Source organism: Allobosea sp. GW822-FHT03F07, from assembly GCF_058801345.1.
The window spans coordinates 262113-281275 of record NZ_JBXAND010000004.1 but is presented as its reverse complement, the minus strand read 5'-3'; the positions used below and the strand labels follow the sequence as shown (position 1 = coordinate 281275).

Sequence of the window (19163 nt, the reverse complement as noted above, 5' to 3'; positions counted from 1 at the left end):
TCCCTGATGGTGCGACCACGCTTGGCCGTCGCCCTCGCAGCCATCGCAGTGCTCGCGCTGCTGCTACCAGGGGGCTGGCGCTGGACGACGCGGCTGATGATCGCCTGGGATGCCGGGGCGATCCTCTATCTCGCCATGCTGTCGACGACGATCTTCAGCGAGTCCGTCGCAGAGATTCGGGCCCGTGCCGAACGGCAGGACGAGGGCGCGGTCGCGATCTTGGTGATCGCCTGCCTCGCAGCCACGGCCAGCATCGCCGCGATCGGGCTTGAGCTCGCTGCGATCGGCGGGCTGCCTGCGGGCCAGCGGGGGCTGCATCTGGCGCTCGGCGGCCTCACGATCCTGTGCTCATGGACCGTGGTTCACGCCTTCTTCACGCTGCATTACGCCGGCATCTACTATCGCGGCGGCCACAAGGAGCCCTGCCTCGATTTCCCCGGCGAAGGCGACCCCGACTATGTCGACTTCCTGTATTTCTCCTACACGATCGGCTGCACCTCGCAGACGTCGGATGTCGGCGTGACCACGCGGCGGGCGCGCGGAATCGTGCTGGCCCACTCGGTCCTCGCCTTCATCTTCAACACCAGTATCCTCGCGCTCGGCATCAATGTCGGTGCGAGCCTCGTCTCGGGCGGCTCATGAAGCGCGCCCTCGCATGTGGTGGGGACAGAGCCGACCCCGCGCCGGACGCGCCTTGACCCGGACCCGACGCGTTCATAGCTTTCCGGGCGAAGGCGGCGCTGCCGCCACACATCATGAAAGGCGACACGCCATGGCGACGAGCAAGGTGACCGATGCGAGCTTCGAGGCCGACGTCCTCAAGTCGAGCGAACCGGTCGTGGTGGATTTCTGGGCCGAATGGTGCGGCCCCTGCCGCATGATCGGACCGGCGCTCGAGGAGATCGCCGGCGAGATGAACGGCAAGGTCAAGATCGTGAAGATGAATGTCGACGAGAACCAGGCGATCCCCGCCCAGTTCGGCATCCGCTCGATCCCGACCCTGATGCTGTTCAAGGACGGCAAGCTGGCCTCGCAGAAGGTCGGCGCCGCGCCCAAGAGCGACCTGTCGCGCTGGATCGCCGGCTCCGTCTGAGATCAACTACGACGCTGCAAAGAAAAGGCCCGCCATCCTTCCGGGATGGCGGGCCTTTCGTCTTTCCGGGCAGTGCCCGTCCTGCGATCAGGCGCGACGGCGCATCCCGTCGACGCTGAAGGCGCCGGGGCCGGCCGCGAAGATGTAGAGGAAGATGAAGCAGAACAGCATGGCGGCCTCGCCGCCGTTCAGGATCGGATAGAATCCCTTCGAACCATGCGCCATCCAGTAGGCGACGGCCATCAGGCCCGAAAGGATGAAGGCGGCCGGGCGCGTCATGAAACCGACCAGCACCAGCGCGCCGCCGACGATCTCGATCACGCCCGCCGTCCAGGGCAGGGAGAAAGCGGCCGGCATGCCCCAAGAGGGCGCCGCCGGGAAGGCGAAGATCTTCTGCGTGCCATGCGAGATGAAGCTGAGGGCCGTGAAGATCCGCAGCAGTGCCAGGAAGTACGGATCGAAGCGCTTGACGGAATCGAGGGCAGACATGGGTCTCTCTTTCAGGTGCGGATTGCGGGTCGGAACGATCGTACGGCGCGGAGCCGGGGTATCCTGGCGTTTCCACTTGCTCTGGCTTTTCAAGCCTGATGGCGGATTGTCGCAAGCTTCGCAATACGAGGAGGAGGCGGAAGAACGCTTGCAGGATTGCAACATCTTCACGTTGCCGCGACCAATTCCGTGAGGACGGCCCGGCCACGCTTAACCACCCCTTAAAAGCGCCATGTTTCACTCCTGTCTGGAGCCTTGGCCGCAGGTTCATGAAAGCTGCGGCAATCGGCGTGACGGGGCAGGATGAACGACCGGGCGAGACGGGCTGAGCGGCGCGAGCCCTCCTTCGAGCGAGGACGGGGCGAAAGCCGCGACGATTTCGACATGCGCCTTTCTGACGACGACCGCCCCGTCCGTGGACATCGCGCCTCGCCGCGCCAGGAACCGCGCAATCCGCCGCGCCGCGACAAGCGTAGCGGCGGCAGGGGTGGGCGACGCGGCGGCCGCAGGGGCCGTTCCTTCCTCGGCGGGCTGTTCTACTGGACGCTGGTGGTCGGCCTCTGGTGCGCCATCGGGCTCGGCGGGCTCGTCGCCTATCACGCCGCGCAACTGCCGCCGATCAACCAGCTCACCGTGCCGAAACGGCCGCCGAATATCGCGATCCTGGCGGCCGACGGCTCGCTGCTGGCCAATCGCGGCGAGACCGGCGGGCGCACCATCACCATCGGCGAAGTGCCGCCCTATCTGCCCAAGGCGTTCGTCGCGATCGAGGACCGGCGCTTCTACGACCATTTCGGCATCGACCCGATCGGCCTGGCGCGCGCCATGGTCAACAACCTGCGCCGCAGCGGCGGCGTGCAGGGCGGCTCGACGCTGACCCAGCAACTCGCCAAGAACCTGTTCCTGACGCAGGAACGCACCGCCGCGCGCAAGATACAGGAGGCGATCCTGGCGCTCTGGCTGGAGCGGACCTATTCCAAGGACCAGATCCTCGAACTCTATCTGAACAGGGTCTATTTCGGTTCTGGCGCCTATGGCGTCGAGGCGGCGGCGCAGCGCTATTTCAACAAGTCGGCGCGCTCGGTCACGATCGCCGAGGCCGCCATGCTCGCCGGCCTCGTGCAGGCGCCGTCGCGCCTCGCGCCCAATCGCAACCCGGACGCCGCCGAGAAGCGCGCCCAGCTCGTGATCGCGGCGATGGCCGAACAGGGGCTGATTTCGCAGGCCTCGGCCAAGACGGCGCTGGTCGCGCCGGCCGAGGCGACCGAGCGCATCGGCGCCGGCTCGGTCAACTATGCCGCCGACTATGTCATGGACGTGCTCGACGACTTCATCGGCGCGGTCGAGGGCGACGTCACCGTGCTGACCACCATCGACCCGAAGCTGCAGGCCTCCGCCGAGACGATCCTGGTCGAGGCGCTCGCCGCGCAGGGCGCCAAGCAGGGCGTCAGCCAGGGCGCGGTGGTGTCGATGGCTCCCGATGGCGGCATCCGCGCGCTGATCGGCGGACGGGACTACACCAAGAGCCAGTTCAACCGCGCGACCGCCGCCAGGCGCCAGCCGGGCTCTTCCTTCAAGCCGTTCGTCTACCTTACCGCGCTGGAGCGCGGCCTGACACCCGATACGATCCGCGAGGACTCACCCGTCTCGATCAAGGGCTGGGAGCCGGAGAACTATTCGCGCAGCTATCGCGGCCCGGTGACGCTGCAAACCGCACTGGCTCACTCGCTGAACACGGTCGCCGCGCGGCTGATCCAGGAGGTGACGCCGAAGGAGGTGATCCGGACGGCACAGCGCCTCGGCATCAATTCGGCGCTCCAGCCCAACCTGTCTTTGGCGCTCGGCACATCCGAGGTGTCGCCGGTCGAGCTGACCACCGCCTACACCGCCTTCGCCAATGGCGGGCAGGCGGTGCTGCCCTATGTCATCCGCGAGGTGAAATCGCTCTCCGGCAAGGTGATCTATGCGCGAAAGGCGTCAGGCTTCGGCACCGTGATCCAGCCCGAGACGCTGGCGATGATGAACAGCATGCTGCACGAGGTGATGGCCAGCGGGACAGGCAGCAAGGTCAATATTCCCGGCTGGGAGGTCGGCGGCAAATCGGGCACGACGCAGGATTTCCGCGACGCCTGGTTCGTCGGTTTCACGGCCCGTCTCGTGACCGCCGTCTGGCTCGGGAACGACGACAACAGCGCCATGAAGCGCGTCGCCGGCAGCGGGCTGCCCGCCGACATCTGGGGGAAGTACATGAAGGCAGCCCATGCCGGCATGCAGCCGGCCCCGCTGCCCGGCGGGCTCTGGCACAGCACGCCGAAGTCGATCTTCGACGGCGGCGCTCCGGTCGCTGGCGCGCGGCCGCCCGCCACCACCCAGACGGCCGGAGGCGACCGCGCCTGGGTTCCGCCGGCGCCGCAGGAGAAGAACTTCCTGGAACGGCTGTTCGGCGGCTGATCCCGAATCTTTCCGTTCAGCTCTTCGCGGCCCTGACGGCGGCGCTCGCCCTGAACAGAACGAGTGCCGCGACACCGATCGCCGACATCACCAGCGGCAGCGGCAGCGCACCGCTCTTCAGCGCATGGCCGACGAGAAGGCCGACGCAGGCCGAGAACAGCATCTGGCAGAGCCCGGTGAAGGACGAGGCCGCGCCGGCACGATCCGGGAAGGGCATCATCGCGGAGGCCTGGGATTGCGGCATGGTCAGGCCGACGCCACAGGCGTAGAGCGCCATCGGCGCGACGACACCGAAGGGGCCGGCGAATCCCGTCAGGACGCAGAGCAGCATGATGAGGCCGCCGCCGGCCAGGCAACGCACGCCAAGCGCGATCACGCCATCCATGCCGAGCCGGACGACGAGGCGCTGGGCGATGATCGTGCCGAGGATGAAACCGAGCACACAGAAGCCGAAGGACAAGCCGTACTGCACCGGCGTCAGGCCGTGGATGTCGATCAGCACGAAGGACGAGCCGGAGATGAAGGCGAAGAGCCCGCCATAGGCCAGCGCCGTCAACGCGACATAGACGCGGAAGGCCCGGTTGACGAGCAGCGTGCCGAAGCCGCGGATGATGGCCACGAGAGAAAGCGGCTCGCGCGAGCGGGTCCGGATCGTCTCGGGCAGGAGGAGCGTCACCACCGCCACGAGGGCCGCGGCAAAGGCGAGCGACGCCAGGAAGGTCGAACGCCACCCGAAGGCCTGCTGCAGCACCCCGCCCAGCACGGGCGCGATCGCCGGCACCAGCCCCATGATCATGCCCATGCGGGCCAGCTCGCGGCCGGCGCGCGGCCCCTCATAGAGATCGCGCACCATCGCCCGGCCAAGCACGATCGGGCCTGAGGCGCCCAGCGCCTGGACGGCCCGGGCGGCCGTCAGCGCACCGATCGAGGGCGCGAAGGCACAGGCCAGCGTCGCCACGATGAAGATGCCGAGCCCGACGACGAGAACCGGCCTGCGGCCGAGCCGGTCCGAGAGAGGTCCCCACAGGATCTGCCCGGCGGCGAAGCCGAACAGGAAGGCCGAGAGTGTCGCCTGGGCGCCGGCGACGTCGGTCTGCATCACCCGCACGATGTCCGGCAGGGAAGGCAGGTAGAAATCGGTCGAGAGCGGGCCGAGCGCCGTCAGCATGGCGAGGACGGCGGTCATCGCCAGCGTGTCGGGACGGAGTTTCATGGACAGGCGGCCTTGCGTGGACTGCAGGCGGCTGTCTAGGCCCGCGCGATCGGGCTGTCGAGGCTCAGCCGTAGGCGTGCAGGCCCGCGCCATGGCGCTTGAGCCAGGCCTCGGCCTCCTCTGTGCGCGGGCAGAGCTTGTGGGTCAGAGCCCAGAAGCGATGCGAGTGGTTCATTTCCTTGAGATGGGCGACCTCGTGCGCTGCGAGGTAGTCCAGCACCAGGGGCGGGGCCATGATCAGCCGCCAGGAGAAATTCAGGTGCCCCTGCGAGGAGCATGAGCCCCAGCGGCTGGTGGTGTCGCGGATCGTGATCTTGCGGGCGGGGATGCCGAGCGCGGCCGTATGGCGGCGTACCGCCTCCTCGAGATCCTGCAGCGCGGCCCTGCGCAGAAAGTCCTTGATGCGGCGCGAGACATGGGCGCCCTCGCCGGCGACTGCGAGGATCGGCACGCCATCGGCATCGACCGTGGCATGGGTCACGCCACGCGCCTTCGACCAGTGGACGATACGGTGCGGCTCGCCCCGAAAGGGCACGACCTCGCCGGGTTCGAACGGCACGCAGAGCGGGCGCTTCGCCACGCGGGCGGCGATCCAGCCGCCATGGTTCTCGGCAAAGACGCGCCCAGCCGCGAAATCGGCGCGCTCGGGCAAGGTCAGGGTGATCTCCCCGGTCGCCTGCGAGACGCGCAGCGTCATCCGGCGCGCACTCGCCCGGCGCTTGACCACCACGGGATAGAGCATGCCGCCATGGGGCACCTCGATCCGTTCGGGATCGGGCTTGCGCTTGAACAGGGAGACCCGCATTGCCTGCGATTGTGCGAGATTCGCAGCCGATGCGGAAGGGGCTTGTCGCACTCGCCCACCGCCGGTTTCAGCCCATGCGGGCCGCCAGCGTTGCTTCGTCGAGATTCGCCAGCGCGTCGACGAGATGCATCGCGAAGCTGCCGGGACCGGCACAGCGCTCGGCCGCGATCTCGCCGGCGATGCCATAGGCCGTCAGTGCCGCGCCGGCGGCGAGCAGAAGGTCGTCCTCGACGGCGCAGCAGGCCGCGACCAGGGCGCTGGAGGCGCAGCCGAGCCCGGTGACCTTCGCCATCAGCGGATGGCCATGGGCGATCTCCATCCAGCCGCCGGGTCCCTCGATCCGGTCGACCCGGCCGGTGGTCACGCGGGTCGCGCTGGGCGCCATCGCGAGCCTCGGCGCGAGAGCCTCCATCTCTGCCGCGTTGCCACGCACGACGATTCCGGGCAGTCGCAGGGCCTCCTCGGCCAGCCGCATGCGCAAGGGAGACAGCTCGACGAAGACCGGGTCGAGCACCAACGGCTTGCGATGCTGGCGCGCCACATCCAGCAGCTTCGGCACGGCGCGCTCGCCTTCCAGGCTGAGCGTGCCGAGATTGATCAGGATCGCGCCGGCGCCGGCTGCCACAGCCGCGACCTCATCCGGATGAACAGCCATCGAGGGAACGGCCCCGAAGGCGAGCAGCATGTTGGCGGTGACGTTCTGCGCCACCGTATTCGTCAGGCAATGGATGCGCGGGCGGCGCTCGGCCACCCGCGCGAGGACGCCTGCGACCGTCGCGGCGTCGAGATTCTGCTGAAAGGCGTTCATTCCGCCGCAGGTAGATAGATGCTGCCGCCCTTGTCGAGAAATTCCTTCGACTTCGCCGCCATGCCTTCGGAAGCGAGAGCTTCGAGATTGGCGCGTTCGTTGTCGCTCATCGCCAGCACCTCGGCCCGCAGATCCTGTGTGATCTTCATCGAGCAGAATTTCGGCCCGCACATCGAGCAGAAATGCGCGACCTTGTGGGCATCCTTCGGCAGCGTCTCGTCATGGAACGCGCGCGCCGTGTCGGGGTCGAGCGCCAGGTTGAACTGGTCCTCCCAGCGGAAGTCGAAACGGGCGCGGGAGAGCGCATCGTCCCTGATCTTCGCGGCCGGGTGGCCCTTGGCGAGATCGGCGGCATGGGCCGCGATCCGGTAGGTGATGACGCCGGTCTTGACGTCGTCGCGGTCAGGGAGACCCAGATGCTCCTTCGGCGTGACGTAGCAGAGCATGGCGCAGCCATACCAGCCGATCATCGCAGCCCCGATGCCGGAGGTGATGTGGTCATAGCCCGGCGCGATATCGGTCGTCAGCGGGCCAAGCGTGTAGAACGGCGCTTCCCCACACTCCCTGAGCTGCTTGTCCATGTTCTCCTTGATCTTGTGCATCGGCACATGGCCGGGGCCCTCGATCATCACTTGGCAGCCCTTGTCCCAGGCGATCTTGGTCAGCTCCCCCAGGGTCTCCAGCTCGGCGAACTGGGCGCGGTCATTGGCGTCGGCGATAGAGCCCGGACGCAGGCCGTCGCCGAGCGAGAACGAGACGTCGTAGCGGCGCATGATCTCGCAGATCTCGTCGAAGCGCTCGTAAAGGAAGCTCTCGCGGTGATGCGCCAGGCACCAGCGCGCCATGATCGAGCCGCCGCGCGAGACGATGCCGGTGACGCGGCTGGCCGTCAGCGGGACGTAGGGCAGGCGCACGCCGGCATGGATGGTGAAATAGTCGACGCCCTGCTCGGCCTGCTCGATGAGGGTGTCCTTGAACACCTCCCAGTCGAGCTTGATCGGATCGCCGCCGACTTTTTCCAGCGCCTGATAGATCGGTACGGTGCCGATCGGCACCGGCGAGTTGCGCAGGATCCAGGAGCGGATGTTGTGGATGTTACGGCCGGTCGAGAGGTCCATGACCGTATCGGCGCCCCAGCGGATCGCCCAGACCAGCTTCTCGACCTCCTCGGCCGCGCCCGAGGTCACGGCGGAGTTGCCGATATTGGCGTTGATCTTGACCAGGAAATTGCGGCCGATCGCCATCGGCTCCAATTCCGGGTGGTTGATGTTGGCGGGGATGATGGCGCGGCCGCGCGCGATTTCGTCCCGGACGAATTCCGGCGTGACGAAGTCCGGCACGCTGGCGCCGAAGCTCTCGCCATCGGCATGGCGCTCCTTCGCGCCTTCCAGCATCGCGGCGCGACCGAGATTCTCGCGATGGGCGACATAGATCATCTCGGGCGTGACGATGCCGGCGCGCGCGAACTCATACTGCGTCGTCATCTGGCCCGGCTTCGCCTGCCGGACGGGGCGCTCGGCCGGACAGGCCGGCACGAGATGATCGGGCGAGATGTTGCCGTTGTCGGCTGCCGTCACCGCGCGCCCCGGCACGACATCGAAGCCGCGCGCCTCAAGCCAGTCTCGCCGGAGCTGAGGCAGGCCGGCATTCAGGTCGACCTTCGCATCGGTCTCGGTATAGGGGCCGGAGGGATCGTAGATGCGCACCGGCGGCTCGGCGTCCGTCGTCAGCACGACCTCCCGGAACGGCACCTTGATCGAGACATCCTGCGGCGCGGGCACATAGATCTTGCGCGAGCCGATGATCGGCCCGGTGGTGACGCCGGTCGGCGCGCCGAAATTGCGCGCGGCCTCGGCATTGTGTTTGGGGGGCTTGGTGTGGGTGTTCATGGGATCTCCGCCTTGGTCAAGGGGTCAGGAGATCCGGCGTCGAAGCGGTTCAAGCGCTGTGATGCGGGCGCAGTCGGGCCGCGCCGCGTTCCAGTCCCTCCGCCGGTATGACCCGGATCAGGTTCGATGGGTTCGGCCATCAGGCCATCTCAGCTCTTGCGAGCACCCCTCGGAACAAATCGAGGTTAGGCGGATGAAGAAGGATACGCAACCGCCTCAGGCGGTGATGTCGACCGATTGGCCCTGCCCGGCCGGCAGGACGGCCTGCATCTGCTCGGCGCTCTGCTGAAGCAGGGCGACGACGGCCTGATCGGCCTGCGTCTGCTGGCGCAGCATTTCGGTCTGCAAGGCCTGCTGCGTGGCGCCGGCCTGCATGGCCGCGAAGCTCTGCGCGATGGCGAGGGAATCACTCATGAAGGCGCCTCCTGCGCCAGCCATAGGCGCAGGATATTGAGCGATCGTGAATCGCCGCATTCGAGGGTCGCTTCGGGCGCCCTCTCAGGGGCGTGCGGGAGCCATGATCGACGGGACCGCGCGCGGCATCGGCACGTCACGATCCAGCGGTGTCATGACCGCAGCATGCTGACGCCGATCGACGCTGTCCCGCACCGCGACGCTGCTGCGCAGCGCAGCAGTGGGATCGAGCGCGGGCGCGGTGCTTGCGACCGCAAGGTCGAACGGTCGCGGCGGCGGCAGCGGCGCGAGCACCATGGTCTGGGCGCTGGCCGCGAGCGGAGCGACGGTTGCGGCGGCGAGGATCAGTCCGGCCGAGAAGCTACTGCGAAACTGCATCGACATAACTCCCTGCGTTCCGTTGAACGGCCTCCAGCGGGCCTTTGCGAGGACAACAAGGGGAACCGCTCAGAAGTTCCGCAGGCATGAAAAAGGCCGCCTCGCGGCGGCCTTTCCGTGTCCCGAATGAGCGTTGCCGATCAGCCGCCCTGCCCCGCCAGCAGCGGCGTGATGCGCCGGAGCGTGACGCGCCGGTTCTGGCGCTCGGCCTCCTGGCTCGCGACCTTGAGATACTGCTCGCCATAGCCCTGCGTCGTCAGGTTCTCGGGCGGCACGCCGAAATCCTTGGTCAGGATCTCCGCGACCGACTGGGCCCGCCGGTCCGACAGCGAGAGGTTGTCGATGTCGGAGCCCACGGCATCGGTATGGCCCTCGACGAGGAAGACCTCGTTGGGCGAGCGCTGCAACGCCCTGCGGATCGATTCCGCGATCACCGAAAGCCGCTGCGCCTGGCCCGGCGCGACATCCCAGGAGCCCGTCTCGAAGGTCACCGTATCGATGTCGACGCTGCGCATGCGCGCCCGCAGGTCTGGCGAATAGCGGACCTCGTCCAGCGTGTAGCGACGCGGCAGCGGCGCGACCGGCGGGGCGATGATCGTCTCGTAGATCAGGCTCTCATCGGCCCGGTCGGCATCGACGACGTAGCGCTCGCGCGGGATGCGCAGGTCCGGCCGCTCCAGCACGACGACCTCGTCGGCGAAGCGCCCCGGGCGGTCGCGCAGCGTGTTGTCGATGATGACGACCTCGCGCCCGTCACGATCGAGGCGGGTGCGCCTGATCAGGCGGCCCTGCTCGTCGGTGACGGTCACGACCCGCGTCCCGTCAGGGCGGTCGTAGACCGTGCGCGTTTCGCCGTTACCGCGTTCGGTCCGGCCCTGCCAGCCGAGTTCGCGGAAGCGCTCGGTCTCGTCGCGGCGGATGATCGCCCTGCCGTCATCGTCCCGCAGGATGGTGCGTCCGGGCTCGCGGATGATGGTGACGTCGCCTTCACGACGCTCCTCGCGTCGGCCACGGACATCCTCGAGACGGTCCGCGCCCTGCGTCGCCATGATGCCGCCGATCACGCCTGCCCCGAGGCCGATCGCCGCGGCGCCGCCGAGCCCGATGCCGCCGCGACGGCCCTGACGCTGGTCGGAAGCCGGAGGCTGGCCGGGCGCCGGCGGCTGGCCCGGAGCGGGAGCCAAGCCGGGCGCCCTTCCGGACGGCGGAGCGGCGGGCGCGGCCTGGGGAGCCGGCGGCGGCGCCGCTGAGGGCTGTGCCGGCGCAGTGGGTGCAGCCTGCGAAGGCGCGGTGGGCGCGGGAGCCGATTGCGTCTGAGGCGCGGTGCGTGGCGCCGCCGGAGCGCTCGGCTGGGTCGGAGCCACCTGCGGAGCCGCGGCCGGAGGCGTCGGCGCGGCTGGCGCGGGAGCCGGCAGCGGCGCGCGTTGGGCGGGCGCGGCCGCAGGAGGCGCCGCCGGCCTTGCGGGTTCGGCGCCCGGCGGACGCGGCGGGGTCGGGCGGGTCGCGGGCACGTCGGTCGCCGGCGGCACGGGTACGGGGCGCGCCGAGGGCTGGCCGGGCGCGGCCGGTGCGGTGATCGGCGGCGCGGCGCGCGGCATCGGCGGATCGCGCCGCGGCTCGGGCGCCGCAGCGGGCGGCGTGGAGCGAGGCGGAGCGGCCTGGGGGGGAGCGGCTTGCGGCGGAGCGACTTGCGCTGGCGCGGGCGGCCTCGGCGCGGCGGGTGGAGCAGCCGAGGGGGCGGGAGGGGCGGCGGGACGCTGCACCGCCGGCGGCGGGCTGGCGGGGGCCGGGCCGCGCGGACCGCCGCGTTCGGGCGCCTCGGGAGCCCCCGGAGCGCGCGGTTGGCCGGGCGGTCGCTCGCGGCGCTGGCCGGGCTGGCGCGGATCGTCATCGGCCGCAGGCGGCGCCTGGGCAATCTCGAAAGAGGGAGGAAGCGTGGTCGCGGGAGCCGCGAATCCGCCCTGCGACAGGACCACGGCGGGAAGGAGGGTACCGACCAGAAGCCAGTTCTTGGTACGCGTCATGAGTTCCATTTTCCAGTTCAACGGCGGACGAGAACACGCCGGATGCGCTGAACCCGTCCTGAACCAAAAACGGCCGAAATCGGGCCCTGTTCCGCTGAAGGCGTCATTTGCATGGCCGAATCGGGCCGCAGCGAGCCGTCCTACTCAGTCTTGCGGGTGCTTTTCGCGGCTGTCCCGCGGGGAACAGCGGGAGGCTCGGCCGCACCGTAAACCTTCCTGCGACCACGCCGCCTCATCCCGGGGCGCGGGTCGTTTCAAGGACCCTGATCATGTACGCATTCAGACAGGAGAGCTGCACGGGCTGCACCGGGCCGGGGCGGCAGATGTGCGAAGTCCGGCCCGCCAGCCGAACCCTCCTCTCCATCCCGACAGTGGCGGCACCGGCCCCTGCCCGGCCGGGCGACCAGCCTGGCATCGCCGCATACAAGCCGTTCGACGCCGACGAAGCCGGAACCGGGCGCTCCTGGCTCGCCAGGCTCAAGGCCGCCTTCGCAGGCTTCCGCACAAGAGCCGCCGAACGGCGGCGCAACCGCCAGATCGCCCTCGAATTGTCGCGGCTCGACGACCGCACGCTCAGGGACATCGGCATCAGCCGGCCCGATATCGAGGCCGCCATCGCCAGCGCGCAGCGCGGCGGACGCTAAGGCGGCACACAACTCCCGACATTCACAAGGTACCAGACACATGTTTTCCCAGGACCATCACGGCAACGCGCTGTCCGGCGCGAGCCACAGCTCCGCCGACGCCTTCGCGCAGGCGGTTTCCCAATTCGCGATCTTCTCCGGCGACCCGGTCGGCGCGGCCGAGACGCTGATGCGCGACGAGCCCGGCTTCGTCATGGCGCATGCGCTCCATGCCTGGCTCTATCTGCTCGGCACGGAGCCTGCCGCCATCCCGGTCGCGCGCCAGACCATCGAGCGTGCCCTGACGCTGCCGGCCACGGCGCGCGAACGCGGCCATCTGGCGGCGCTCGCCCATCTCTGCGAGGGGCGCTGGCACGAGGCCTCGCGCGTGATCGAGGATGTCGCGATCGAGAATCCGCGCGACCTGCTCGCCCTGATCGCCGGGCATCAGCTCGACTTCTTCACCGGCAATGCGCGGCTCCTGAAGAACCGCATCGCGCGGGCGCTTCCGGCCTGGTCGCCCGACATGGAATCGCACCACGCCATGCTCGGCATGCACGCCTTCGGGCTGGAGGAGAACGGCGAGTATGCGCTGGCCGAGCGGCAGGGTCGCGCCGCGCTCGCGGCGGCTCCGGCCGATGGCTGGGCCCGCCACGCGGTCGCGCATGTGCTGGAGATGCAGGGACGTCATGACGAGGGCATCGCCTTCATGCGCCAGGACATGGCGAGTTGGACGCAGGGCAGCTTCCTGGCGGTCCATAACTGGTGGCATCTGGCGCTGTATCACCTCGAACTCGGCGAGATCGACGAGGTGCTGGCGCTGGTCGATGGGCCGATCGCCGGCGGCATGCCGGTGCAGATGCTCGAACTGATCGACGCCTCCGCCATGCTGTGGCGGCTGCATTTGCGCGGCATCGATGTGGGCGAGCGCTGGAGCAGGCTCGCGGAGCACTATCAGGCGCGCTGGACAGCGGGGCTCTACGCCTTCAACGACCTGCACGCGCTGATGGCCTTCATCGGAGCGGGACGGCGCGACCTGATCGAGGCCGTGTTGGCGCAGCAGCCGATCGCCATGCTCTCGGCCGGCGACAATGCCGGCTTCGCGCAGGATGTCGGCTACCCCTTGATGAAGGCCTTCGCCGCCTTTGGCGAGGGGCGTTATGCCGAGGCGATCCGGCTGATCCGGCCGGTGCGCCATATCGCGGCGCGCTTCGGCGGCAGCAACGCCCAGCGCGACGTGATCGAGCTGACGCTGATCGAGGCGGCGCTGCGCGCCGGGGACGAACCGCTGGCGCGGGCGCTGGCCGGAGAGCGGCTGGCCGCCAAGCATGAAAGCCCGCTGGCGCAGCTCTTCGCCCAGCGCTCGGGGCTGACGCCCGCGGGGACGTCGCAGGCGGCCTGAACCGCCGCGCTCGTCGATGCTCTGAACCGTACCGTCATCCCGGCCGCAGCGCCGGGATGACGGCGAGGTTCAGAGGCAGGGCGAGACGACTTCAGATCCCAGCCTGCGCCTTCACGAACCCCGCGATCTCGGCATGGCTGGCGAACCAGACATCCGGCATCTCCTTGATATGCGCGATCAGCTTCTCGAGGATCCAGATGCGCGAGCGGTAGGTGATGACATGCGGGTGCATCGTCAAAAGGAACAGCCCACCTTCCTGATAGGCGCGGTCGAACTCGCGACGGAAGATGTCGAACACCGCTTCGGGCGGCGTGTAGGGCCGCAGCGCCTGGAAGCGGTTCATGTTGAAATAGACCGCGTCGTCGCGAATCCACTCGACCGGCAATTCGACCATGCCGGTCGCCTCGCCCTTCTCGATGATCTCGTAGGGATCGTCATCGGCGAAGAGCGAGGAATCGTAGATCAGGCCGAGTTCGCGCTCGACCGAGAGCGTCACCTCCGAGAAATCCCAGGATGGCGTGCGCATGCCGACGGGGCGGACGCCGGTGACCTTCTCCAGCGTGTCGGCGGAGCGCAGATGCAGCTCTCGCTCGGCCTCCGGAGGGACGGCGGTGTTGACCTCGTGGATCCAGCCATGCAGGCCGATCTCATGGCCCTCGGCGATGACGCGGCGCTGCTCGTCGGGGTAGAGCAGAGCGGTCACAGCCGGCACGAAGAAGGTCGCCTGGATGTCCTCCTTCTTCATCAGATCGAGGATGCGTGGCATGCCGACGCGGTTGCCGTACTGCCCCCAGGAGAGCCGCCCGACCGACTTGCCGCCGTCGCGCAATTCGTTGGTCTCGTGATCGACGTCGAAGGAGAGTGCGACGGCGCAGCGGGCACCGTTCTTCCACTTGGCCGGCTTGAGATTGCGGCCGGCGCGGACGCGATCGACCTTGGCGCGCCAGGTCTCTTCCGGCCACTGCCAGGGAAGGAGTTCGGGTTCGCTCATGGTGGGTCTCCTTATCAAGCGACCGGCAACACGGGCACCGCTGCCAGCAGCCGCTTCGTATAATCGTCGCGCGGATTGTCGTAGACCTCGCCGGCCAGGCCGCTCTCGACGATCTTGCCGCGATGCATGATCGCGACGCGGTCGCAGAGATGGCGGACGACCGAGAGGTCGTGCGAGATGAAGAGCAGCGTCAGGCCGAGCTCCTGCCGCAGGCGGATCAGCAAATTGATGATCTGGGCCTGGATCGAGACATCGAGCGAGGCGACCGGCTCGTCGCAGACCACGACATCGGGCTGCATGGCAAGCGCGCGGGCGATCGCCACGCGCTGGCGCTGGCCGCCGGAGAACTGGTGCGGATAGCGCCCGGCGAAAGCGGGATCGAGCCCGACGGCCGCGAGCCATTGGGCGACATAGCCCTGAGCCTCGGCGCGGCTGACGAGGCCATGGGCGAGCGGCCCCTCACTGATGCTGTCGCCGATCCGCATGCGTGGGTTCAGCGAGGCGAAGGGGTCCTGGAAGATCGTCTGGATACGTGTCGTGATCTTGCGGGGGCGTTCGTCGCCACTCATCACCGGCTCGCCATCCAGGAGGACATGGCCGGTGTCGGGCGCATAGATGCCGGCGACCATCCGCCCGAGCGTCGACTTGCCGCTACCGGACTCGCCGACCAGCCCGAGGGCTTCGCCACGCTTCAGCGACAGGCTGACGGCATCGACCGCCTGCACCAGCGGCAGCGGGCCGGCGATGCCGAGCTTCTGCGCCAGCAGGCGCAGCACACCCGCCTCGCGTTGGAAACGCTTGCCGACACCGTCGATTACGACATAGGGCATATCCGCCCTGCGCCGGCCCGATTCCGCCTGATGCGGCAGACGCGGCGGCGGCGCGGCATCGGTGCCGGCGCCTCTGGCCAGCAAGGCGCCGGGCTTGGCGCGCGAGGGCAGCGAGTCGAGCAGACCTTGCGTGTAAGCGTGCTGCGGCTTCGTCAGCACGTCGAGGACCGGCCCGGCCTCGACGATCTTGCCGTAGCGCATGACGCAGACATGGTCGGCGATGGAGGCGACGGTCGCGAGGTCGTGGCTGATCCAGATCAGGGCCGTGCCGAGCTCGGTCACGAGTTCCTTCATCTCGGCGAGGATCTCGGCCTGGATCGAGACGTCGAGCGCCGTTGTCGGCTCGTCGCAGATGATCAGCTTGGGTCGATGCAGCAGCGCGATCGCGATCGCCACGCGCTGGCGCATGCCGCCGGAGAACTGGTGCGGATAGAAGTCGATCTTGGTTTCCGGTTCTGGAATGCGAACCTGGGCCAGCGCCGCGATCGCCCGCGTCCTCCGCTCCGCGCCGGAGACGCTCTCATGGGCCTCCAGCGCCAGGCCGATCTGGTCGCCGATGGTCAGCATCGGGTTCAGCGTCATCATCGGGTCCTGGAAGACCATCGAGATGCTCTTGCCGCGGATGGCGCGCAGCTCCGTCGCAGCCAAGCCGACGAGTTCGCGCCCTTCCAGCTTGATCGAACCGTGCTCGACGCGGCCGGGCGGGTCGAGCAGACCGATGATCGAGAAGCCGGTGATGCTCTTGCCCGAGCCGGACTCGCCGACGAGCCCCATCACCTCGCCGCGTTTCAGGCTGAAGGAGACGCCGTCGACGGCCTTCACCACGCCGGCGCGGGCGTGGAAATAGGTGGCGAGGTCGGTGACCTGAAGGAGAGGCGCAGCGCTCATCGCTTCAGCCTCGGATTGACCTGATCGCGGATGCGGTCGCCGACGAGGTTGATGGCGACGATCAGCATGATCAGCGCGATGCCGGGGTAGATCGAGATCCAGTAGCGGCCCGAGAGCATGTACTGGAAACCGTTCGAGATCAGCATGCCGAGCGAGGGCTCGGTGACGGGCAGGCCGACGCCGAGGAAGGAGAGCGTCGCCTCGAGCGCGATGGCATTTGCGACCTGCACCGTCGCGACCACGATCAGCGGCGGCAGGCAATTCGGGAAGATGTGCTTGAGCACCACGCGCCAGGCCGGCAGCGGCGTCGAGAGCACCGCCTCGACATAGTCCTTGCCGCGCTCTGCCGATGCCGCGCCATGGGCCGTGCGGGCAAAATAGGCGTATTGCGCCGCCGCAAGCGCCGCGATCAGCTGGATCTTGCCCTGGCCCAGCAGCGCGGAGAGGACGAGCGCCAGCAGGATCGCCGGGAAGGCGAGCTGGAGATCGATCACGCGCATGATGAAGGCTTCCCAGCGGCCGCCGACATAGGCCGCGCCGACGCCGAGCGTCACGCCGACGATGAAGGCGAGAGAGCCGGCGATCAGCCCCATCTGGAGCGAGATGCGCAGGCCATAGAGGATGGCCGAGAACAGGTCGCGCCCTTGCGCGTCGGTGCCGAGGATATGGGTGTAGCCGGCCGAGCCGACATAGCCCGGCGGGCGGCGGGCATCCATCAGCACGAGATTGGCGAGGTCGTAGGGGTTCTGCGGCGCGACCAGCGGCGCGAAGATCGCGACGCCGAGCATCAGCACGACCACGGCGAGCGCCGCGACCGCGACCTTGCTCTCGCGGAACTCGGCCCAGAACCGGGCTGCGGGCGAGACTTCTCTCGCGGGAGCAAGCTTGGCGGAGGCAGGTTTGGCGGGAGAGATCTGGCTCATCGCGAACCCGCCCGGCGCAAGCGCGGATCGAGCCCGACATAGGCGAGATCGACGAGGAAATTGATCATGATGAAGACGAAGGAGACCAGCATCAGATAGGCCACCATCACCGGCCGGTCGAGCGAGGTGATCGAGTCGATGATCAGCTTGCCGATGCCCGGCCAGGAGAAGATCGTCTCGGTGACGACGGCGAAGGCGAGCGTCGAGGCGAATTCCAGGCCGAAGACGGTGACGAGCGGGATCGCGATCAGCCGCAGCACATGCCGGCGCAGCACCGTCCATTCGGACAGGCCGGCGGCGCGGGCGAATTTGACGGTGTCGGACAGCATCGCCTCGCGCGTGCCGGCGCGGGCCAGGCGCGTCATCAGGGCGAGCTTGAAGAAGGCGAGGTTCGCGGCGGGCAACAGCAGGTGGCTGAGGCCGTTCGCGGTCAGGAAGCTCCATTCGACGCCGAAGATCGCGACCGTGGCGCCGCGCCCGCCGGCCGGCAGCCATTGCAGCTCGACGGCGAAGGCCATGATCAGAACGAGGCCGATCCAGAAGGTCGGCACCGAGAAGCCGAGGATCGAGATCGTCATGATCGCCTTTGCGGCAAGCCCGTCGGGCCGATAGCCCGCATAGATGCCGGCGGGAATACCGATCAGCGCCGCGCCGCAGACTGCGGCCAGCGTCAGCTCCAGCGTCGCCGGCAGGCGCGACAGGATGAGGTCGAGCACCGGCATGCCGAAGACGAAGGAGCGGCCGAAATCGCCCTGCAGGATCCGGCCGAGGAAGGTGAAGTACTGGCGCCAGAGCGGCTGATCGAGGCCGTAGCGCGCGATCGTCTCGAGCCGGATGTCCTGGCTGACATCGGGGCCGATCAGCACGTCGATCGGGTTGCCGATGGCATAGACGCCGATAAAGACCAGCGCCGACATGACAAGCATGACGATGAGGGCCTGTCCCAGCCTGCCGAGGACGTGACCTAGCATGGCGAGAACCGCAGGCTGCTTCGCTCAGCCCTCATCCTGAGGAGCGCCGCAGGCGCGTCTCGAAGGATGATCCAGAGGGCACTGGAGCATCCTTCGAGACGCCGCTCACGCGGCTCCTCAAGATGAGGGCTGAGGGATGGCGCCCCTCTCACGGCCAGTTCTCCGTCATGGCGGCGCGGGTTTCCTCGACGCCGACCTGCCAGAGGCTGAGCATCTCGTTGTCGGAGCGCTGGTAGCGGCCGTGAAAATTGCCGTCGCCGAGGATCTGGCGCTTCTTGACCGGGCTGGCGGCCTGATAGGCCGGCGCATTGAAGGGCGGCTTCACCGCATCCGGCATCGTGACGCCTGCCAGCCGCGTCCAGGGGAAATTCTCCATCCAGGAAGCATGCGAGGCCGCCGGGTCGACCGCCTTGACCGCTTCCTGGAAGCGCGGGCCCGCCCACCAATTGTGCAGCCGGACGCTGGCATCGCCATGCCGGCCCATCCACTCGGTCGCCTGGGTCATGACCGGCGAATTGCCGCCGTGGCCGTTGACCAGCACGATGCGGCGGAAGCCCGAGCGATAGAACGCCTCGAGCATGTCCTCCATGACCGCGGCATAGGTGCTCAGGCGGAGCGAAACCGTGCCGGGATAGGCGGCAAAGCCCGGCGTCATGCCATAGGCCAGCACCGGGAAGACCGGCAGAGCGAGCGGCTCGGCCGCGTCGTTGGCCACCTTTTCGGCCAAGATCGCGTCGGTGGCGAGGCTGAGATAGGCGTGCTGTTCGACGCATCCCAAAGGCAGGACACAGCGGTCGTCGCGCTTCGCCTGCGCTTCGATCTGCATCCAGTTCATCTCGGCGACGCGCACGGCCTATTCCTTGCTTGAACCAACCCGGCTCTAATCAACCCGAGCAGTCGGGCCGACCCGCACCACTCTTCGTCGATCAGGCTCCTGCGACGAACGCGAAATGAGCCGCGCAGAATCGGTT

General features: G+C 68.4%; 18 protein-coding genes and 1 riboswitch. Of the genes, 5 read left to right on the top strand and 13 right to left on the bottom strand.

Annotated features, from left to right (window positions below; genetic code table 11):
• The first annotated feature begins 21 nt into the window (after nucleotides 1-21).
• Nucleotides 22-642, top strand: coding sequence for a DUF1345 domain-containing protein (locus AC1RMY_RS15125; RefSeq protein WP_492865780.1), 621 nt, complete (start codon nucleotides 22-24; stop codon nucleotides 640-642).
• A gap of 130 nt (nucleotides 643-772) precedes the next feature.
• A complete protein-coding gene (gene trxA / locus AC1RMY_RS15120) occupies nucleotides 773-1093 on the top strand; it encodes a thioredoxin (protein ID WP_492865778.1) in 321 nt (106 codons plus the stop codon).
• Between the two features lie 87 nt (nucleotides 1094-1180).
• Here the strand turns inward: trxA and AC1RMY_RS15115 are convergent, their stop codons facing one another.
• A complete protein-coding gene (locus AC1RMY_RS15115) occupies nucleotides 1181-1582 on the bottom strand; it encodes a DoxX family protein (RefSeq protein ID WP_492865776.1) in 402 nt (133 codons plus the stop codon).
• A 303-nt stretch (nucleotides 1583-1885) separates the two neighbouring features.
• On the opposite strand from AC1RMY_RS15115, the gene AC1RMY_RS15110 reads away from it, so the two are divergent.
• Nucleotides 1886-4033, top strand: coding sequence for a transglycosylase domain-containing protein (locus AC1RMY_RS15110; protein WP_492865775.1), 2148 nt, complete (start codon nucleotides 1886-1888; stop codon nucleotides 4031-4033).
• A 16-nt stretch (nucleotides 4034-4049) separates the two neighbouring features.
• On the opposite strand, the gene AC1RMY_RS15105 is transcribed toward AC1RMY_RS15110, so the two are convergent.
• The 7 genes from AC1RMY_RS15105 to AC1RMY_RS15075 form a co-directional block, all read right to left on the bottom strand.
• Nucleotides 4050-5246 carry a multidrug effflux MFS transporter gene (locus AC1RMY_RS15105; RefSeq protein WP_492865773.1) on the bottom strand — a complete coding sequence of 399 codons (1197 nt, stop codon included), beginning with the start codon at nucleotides 5244-5246 and terminating at the stop codon, nucleotides 4050-4052.
• A gap of 64 nt (nucleotides 5247-5310) precedes the next feature.
• Nucleotides 5311-6051 (bottom strand): M48 family metallopeptidase, encoded by a 741-nt coding sequence (locus AC1RMY_RS15100; protein ID WP_492865772.1) that lies wholly within the window; start codon nucleotides 6049-6051, stop codon nucleotides 5311-5313.
• 67 nt (nucleotides 6052-6118) lie between these two features.
• Nucleotides 6119-6859 carry a hydroxyethylthiazole kinase gene (locus AC1RMY_RS15095; protein ID WP_492865770.1) on the bottom strand — a complete coding sequence of 247 codons (741 nt, stop codon included), beginning with the start codon at nucleotides 6857-6859 and terminating at the stop codon, nucleotides 6119-6121.
• The gene (gene thiC, locus AC1RMY_RS15090) at nucleotides 6856-8748 is read right to left on the bottom strand and encodes a phosphomethylpyrimidine synthase ThiC (protein ID WP_492865769.1); all 1893 of its coding nucleotides are present in this window, start codon (nucleotides 8746-8748) and stop codon (nucleotides 6856-6858) included. The genes AC1RMY_RS15095 and thiC overlap by 4 nt, the downstream gene beginning before the upstream one ends.
• A 76-nt stretch (nucleotides 8749-8824) precedes the next feature.
• Nucleotides 8825-8928: riboswitch (TPP riboswitch) on the bottom strand.
• A 36-nt stretch (nucleotides 8929-8964) separates the two neighbouring features.
• Nucleotides 8965-9162 carry a hypothetical protein gene (locus AC1RMY_RS15085; RefSeq protein ID WP_492865767.1) on the bottom strand — a complete coding sequence of 66 codons (198 nt, stop codon included), beginning with the start codon at nucleotides 9160-9162 and terminating at the stop codon, nucleotides 8965-8967.
• Nucleotides 9163-9246: 84 nt separating this feature from the next.
• Entirely contained in the window at nucleotides 9247-9546 is a 300-nt protein-coding gene (locus AC1RMY_RS15080) for a hypothetical protein (protein ID WP_492865765.1), read from the bottom strand.
• Between the two features lie 134 nt (nucleotides 9547-9680).
• Nucleotides 9681-10724: an OmpA family protein gene (locus AC1RMY_RS15075; protein WP_492865763.1), complete on the bottom strand. Its 1044-nt coding sequence runs from the start codon at nucleotides 10722-10724 to the stop codon at nucleotides 9681-9683.
• Nucleotides 10725-11833: 1109 nt separating this feature from the next.
• On the opposite strand from AC1RMY_RS15075, the gene AC1RMY_RS15070 reads away from it, so the two are divergent.
• Both AC1RMY_RS15070 and AC1RMY_RS15065 read left to right on the top strand, forming a co-directional pair.
• Nucleotides 11834-12208 (top strand): DUF1127 domain-containing protein, encoded by a 375-nt coding sequence (locus AC1RMY_RS15070; RefSeq protein WP_492865762.1) that lies wholly within the window; start codon nucleotides 11834-11836, stop codon nucleotides 12206-12208.
• Nucleotides 12209-12248: 40 nt separating this feature from the next.
• Complete coding sequence (locus AC1RMY_RS15065) at nucleotides 12249-13589, top strand: tetratricopeptide repeat protein (protein ID WP_492865760.1); 1341 nt, start codon at nucleotides 12249-12251, stop codon at nucleotides 13587-13589.
• A 91-nt stretch (nucleotides 13590-13680) separates the two neighbouring features.
• Here AC1RMY_RS15065 and AC1RMY_RS15060 read toward each other — a convergent pair whose 3' ends face one another.
• The 5 genes from AC1RMY_RS15060 to AC1RMY_RS15040 form a co-directional block, all read right to left on the bottom strand.
• A complete protein-coding gene (locus AC1RMY_RS15060; protein WP_492865758.1) occupies nucleotides 13681-14580 on the bottom strand; it encodes a polysaccharide deacetylase family protein in 900 nt (299 codons plus the stop codon).
• Between the two features lie 14 nt (nucleotides 14581-14594).
• Nucleotides 14595-16298, bottom strand: coding sequence for a dipeptide ABC transporter ATP-binding protein (locus AC1RMY_RS15055; RefSeq protein ID WP_492865757.1), 1704 nt, complete (start codon nucleotides 16296-16298; stop codon nucleotides 14595-14597).
• Nucleotides 16295-17221: an ABC transporter permease gene (locus AC1RMY_RS15050; RefSeq protein ID WP_492865755.1), complete on the bottom strand. Its 927-nt coding sequence runs from the start codon at nucleotides 17219-17221 to the stop codon at nucleotides 16295-16297. Before AC1RMY_RS15050 ends, AC1RMY_RS15055 begins: the two co-directional genes overlap by 4 nt.
• Nucleotides 17218-18192: an ABC transporter permease gene (locus tag AC1RMY_RS15045; RefSeq protein ID WP_492865753.1), complete on the bottom strand. Its 975-nt coding sequence runs from the start codon at nucleotides 18190-18192 to the stop codon at nucleotides 17218-17220. Before AC1RMY_RS15045 ends, AC1RMY_RS15050 begins: the two co-directional genes overlap by 4 nt.
• 148 nt (nucleotides 18193-18340) lie before the next feature.
• On the bottom strand, nucleotides 18341-19042 hold the full coding sequence (locus tag AC1RMY_RS15040) for a creatininase family protein (RefSeq protein WP_492865751.1): 702 nt from the start codon (nucleotides 19040-19042) through the stop codon (nucleotides 18341-18343).
• Nucleotides 19043-19163 lie beyond the last annotated feature (121 nt).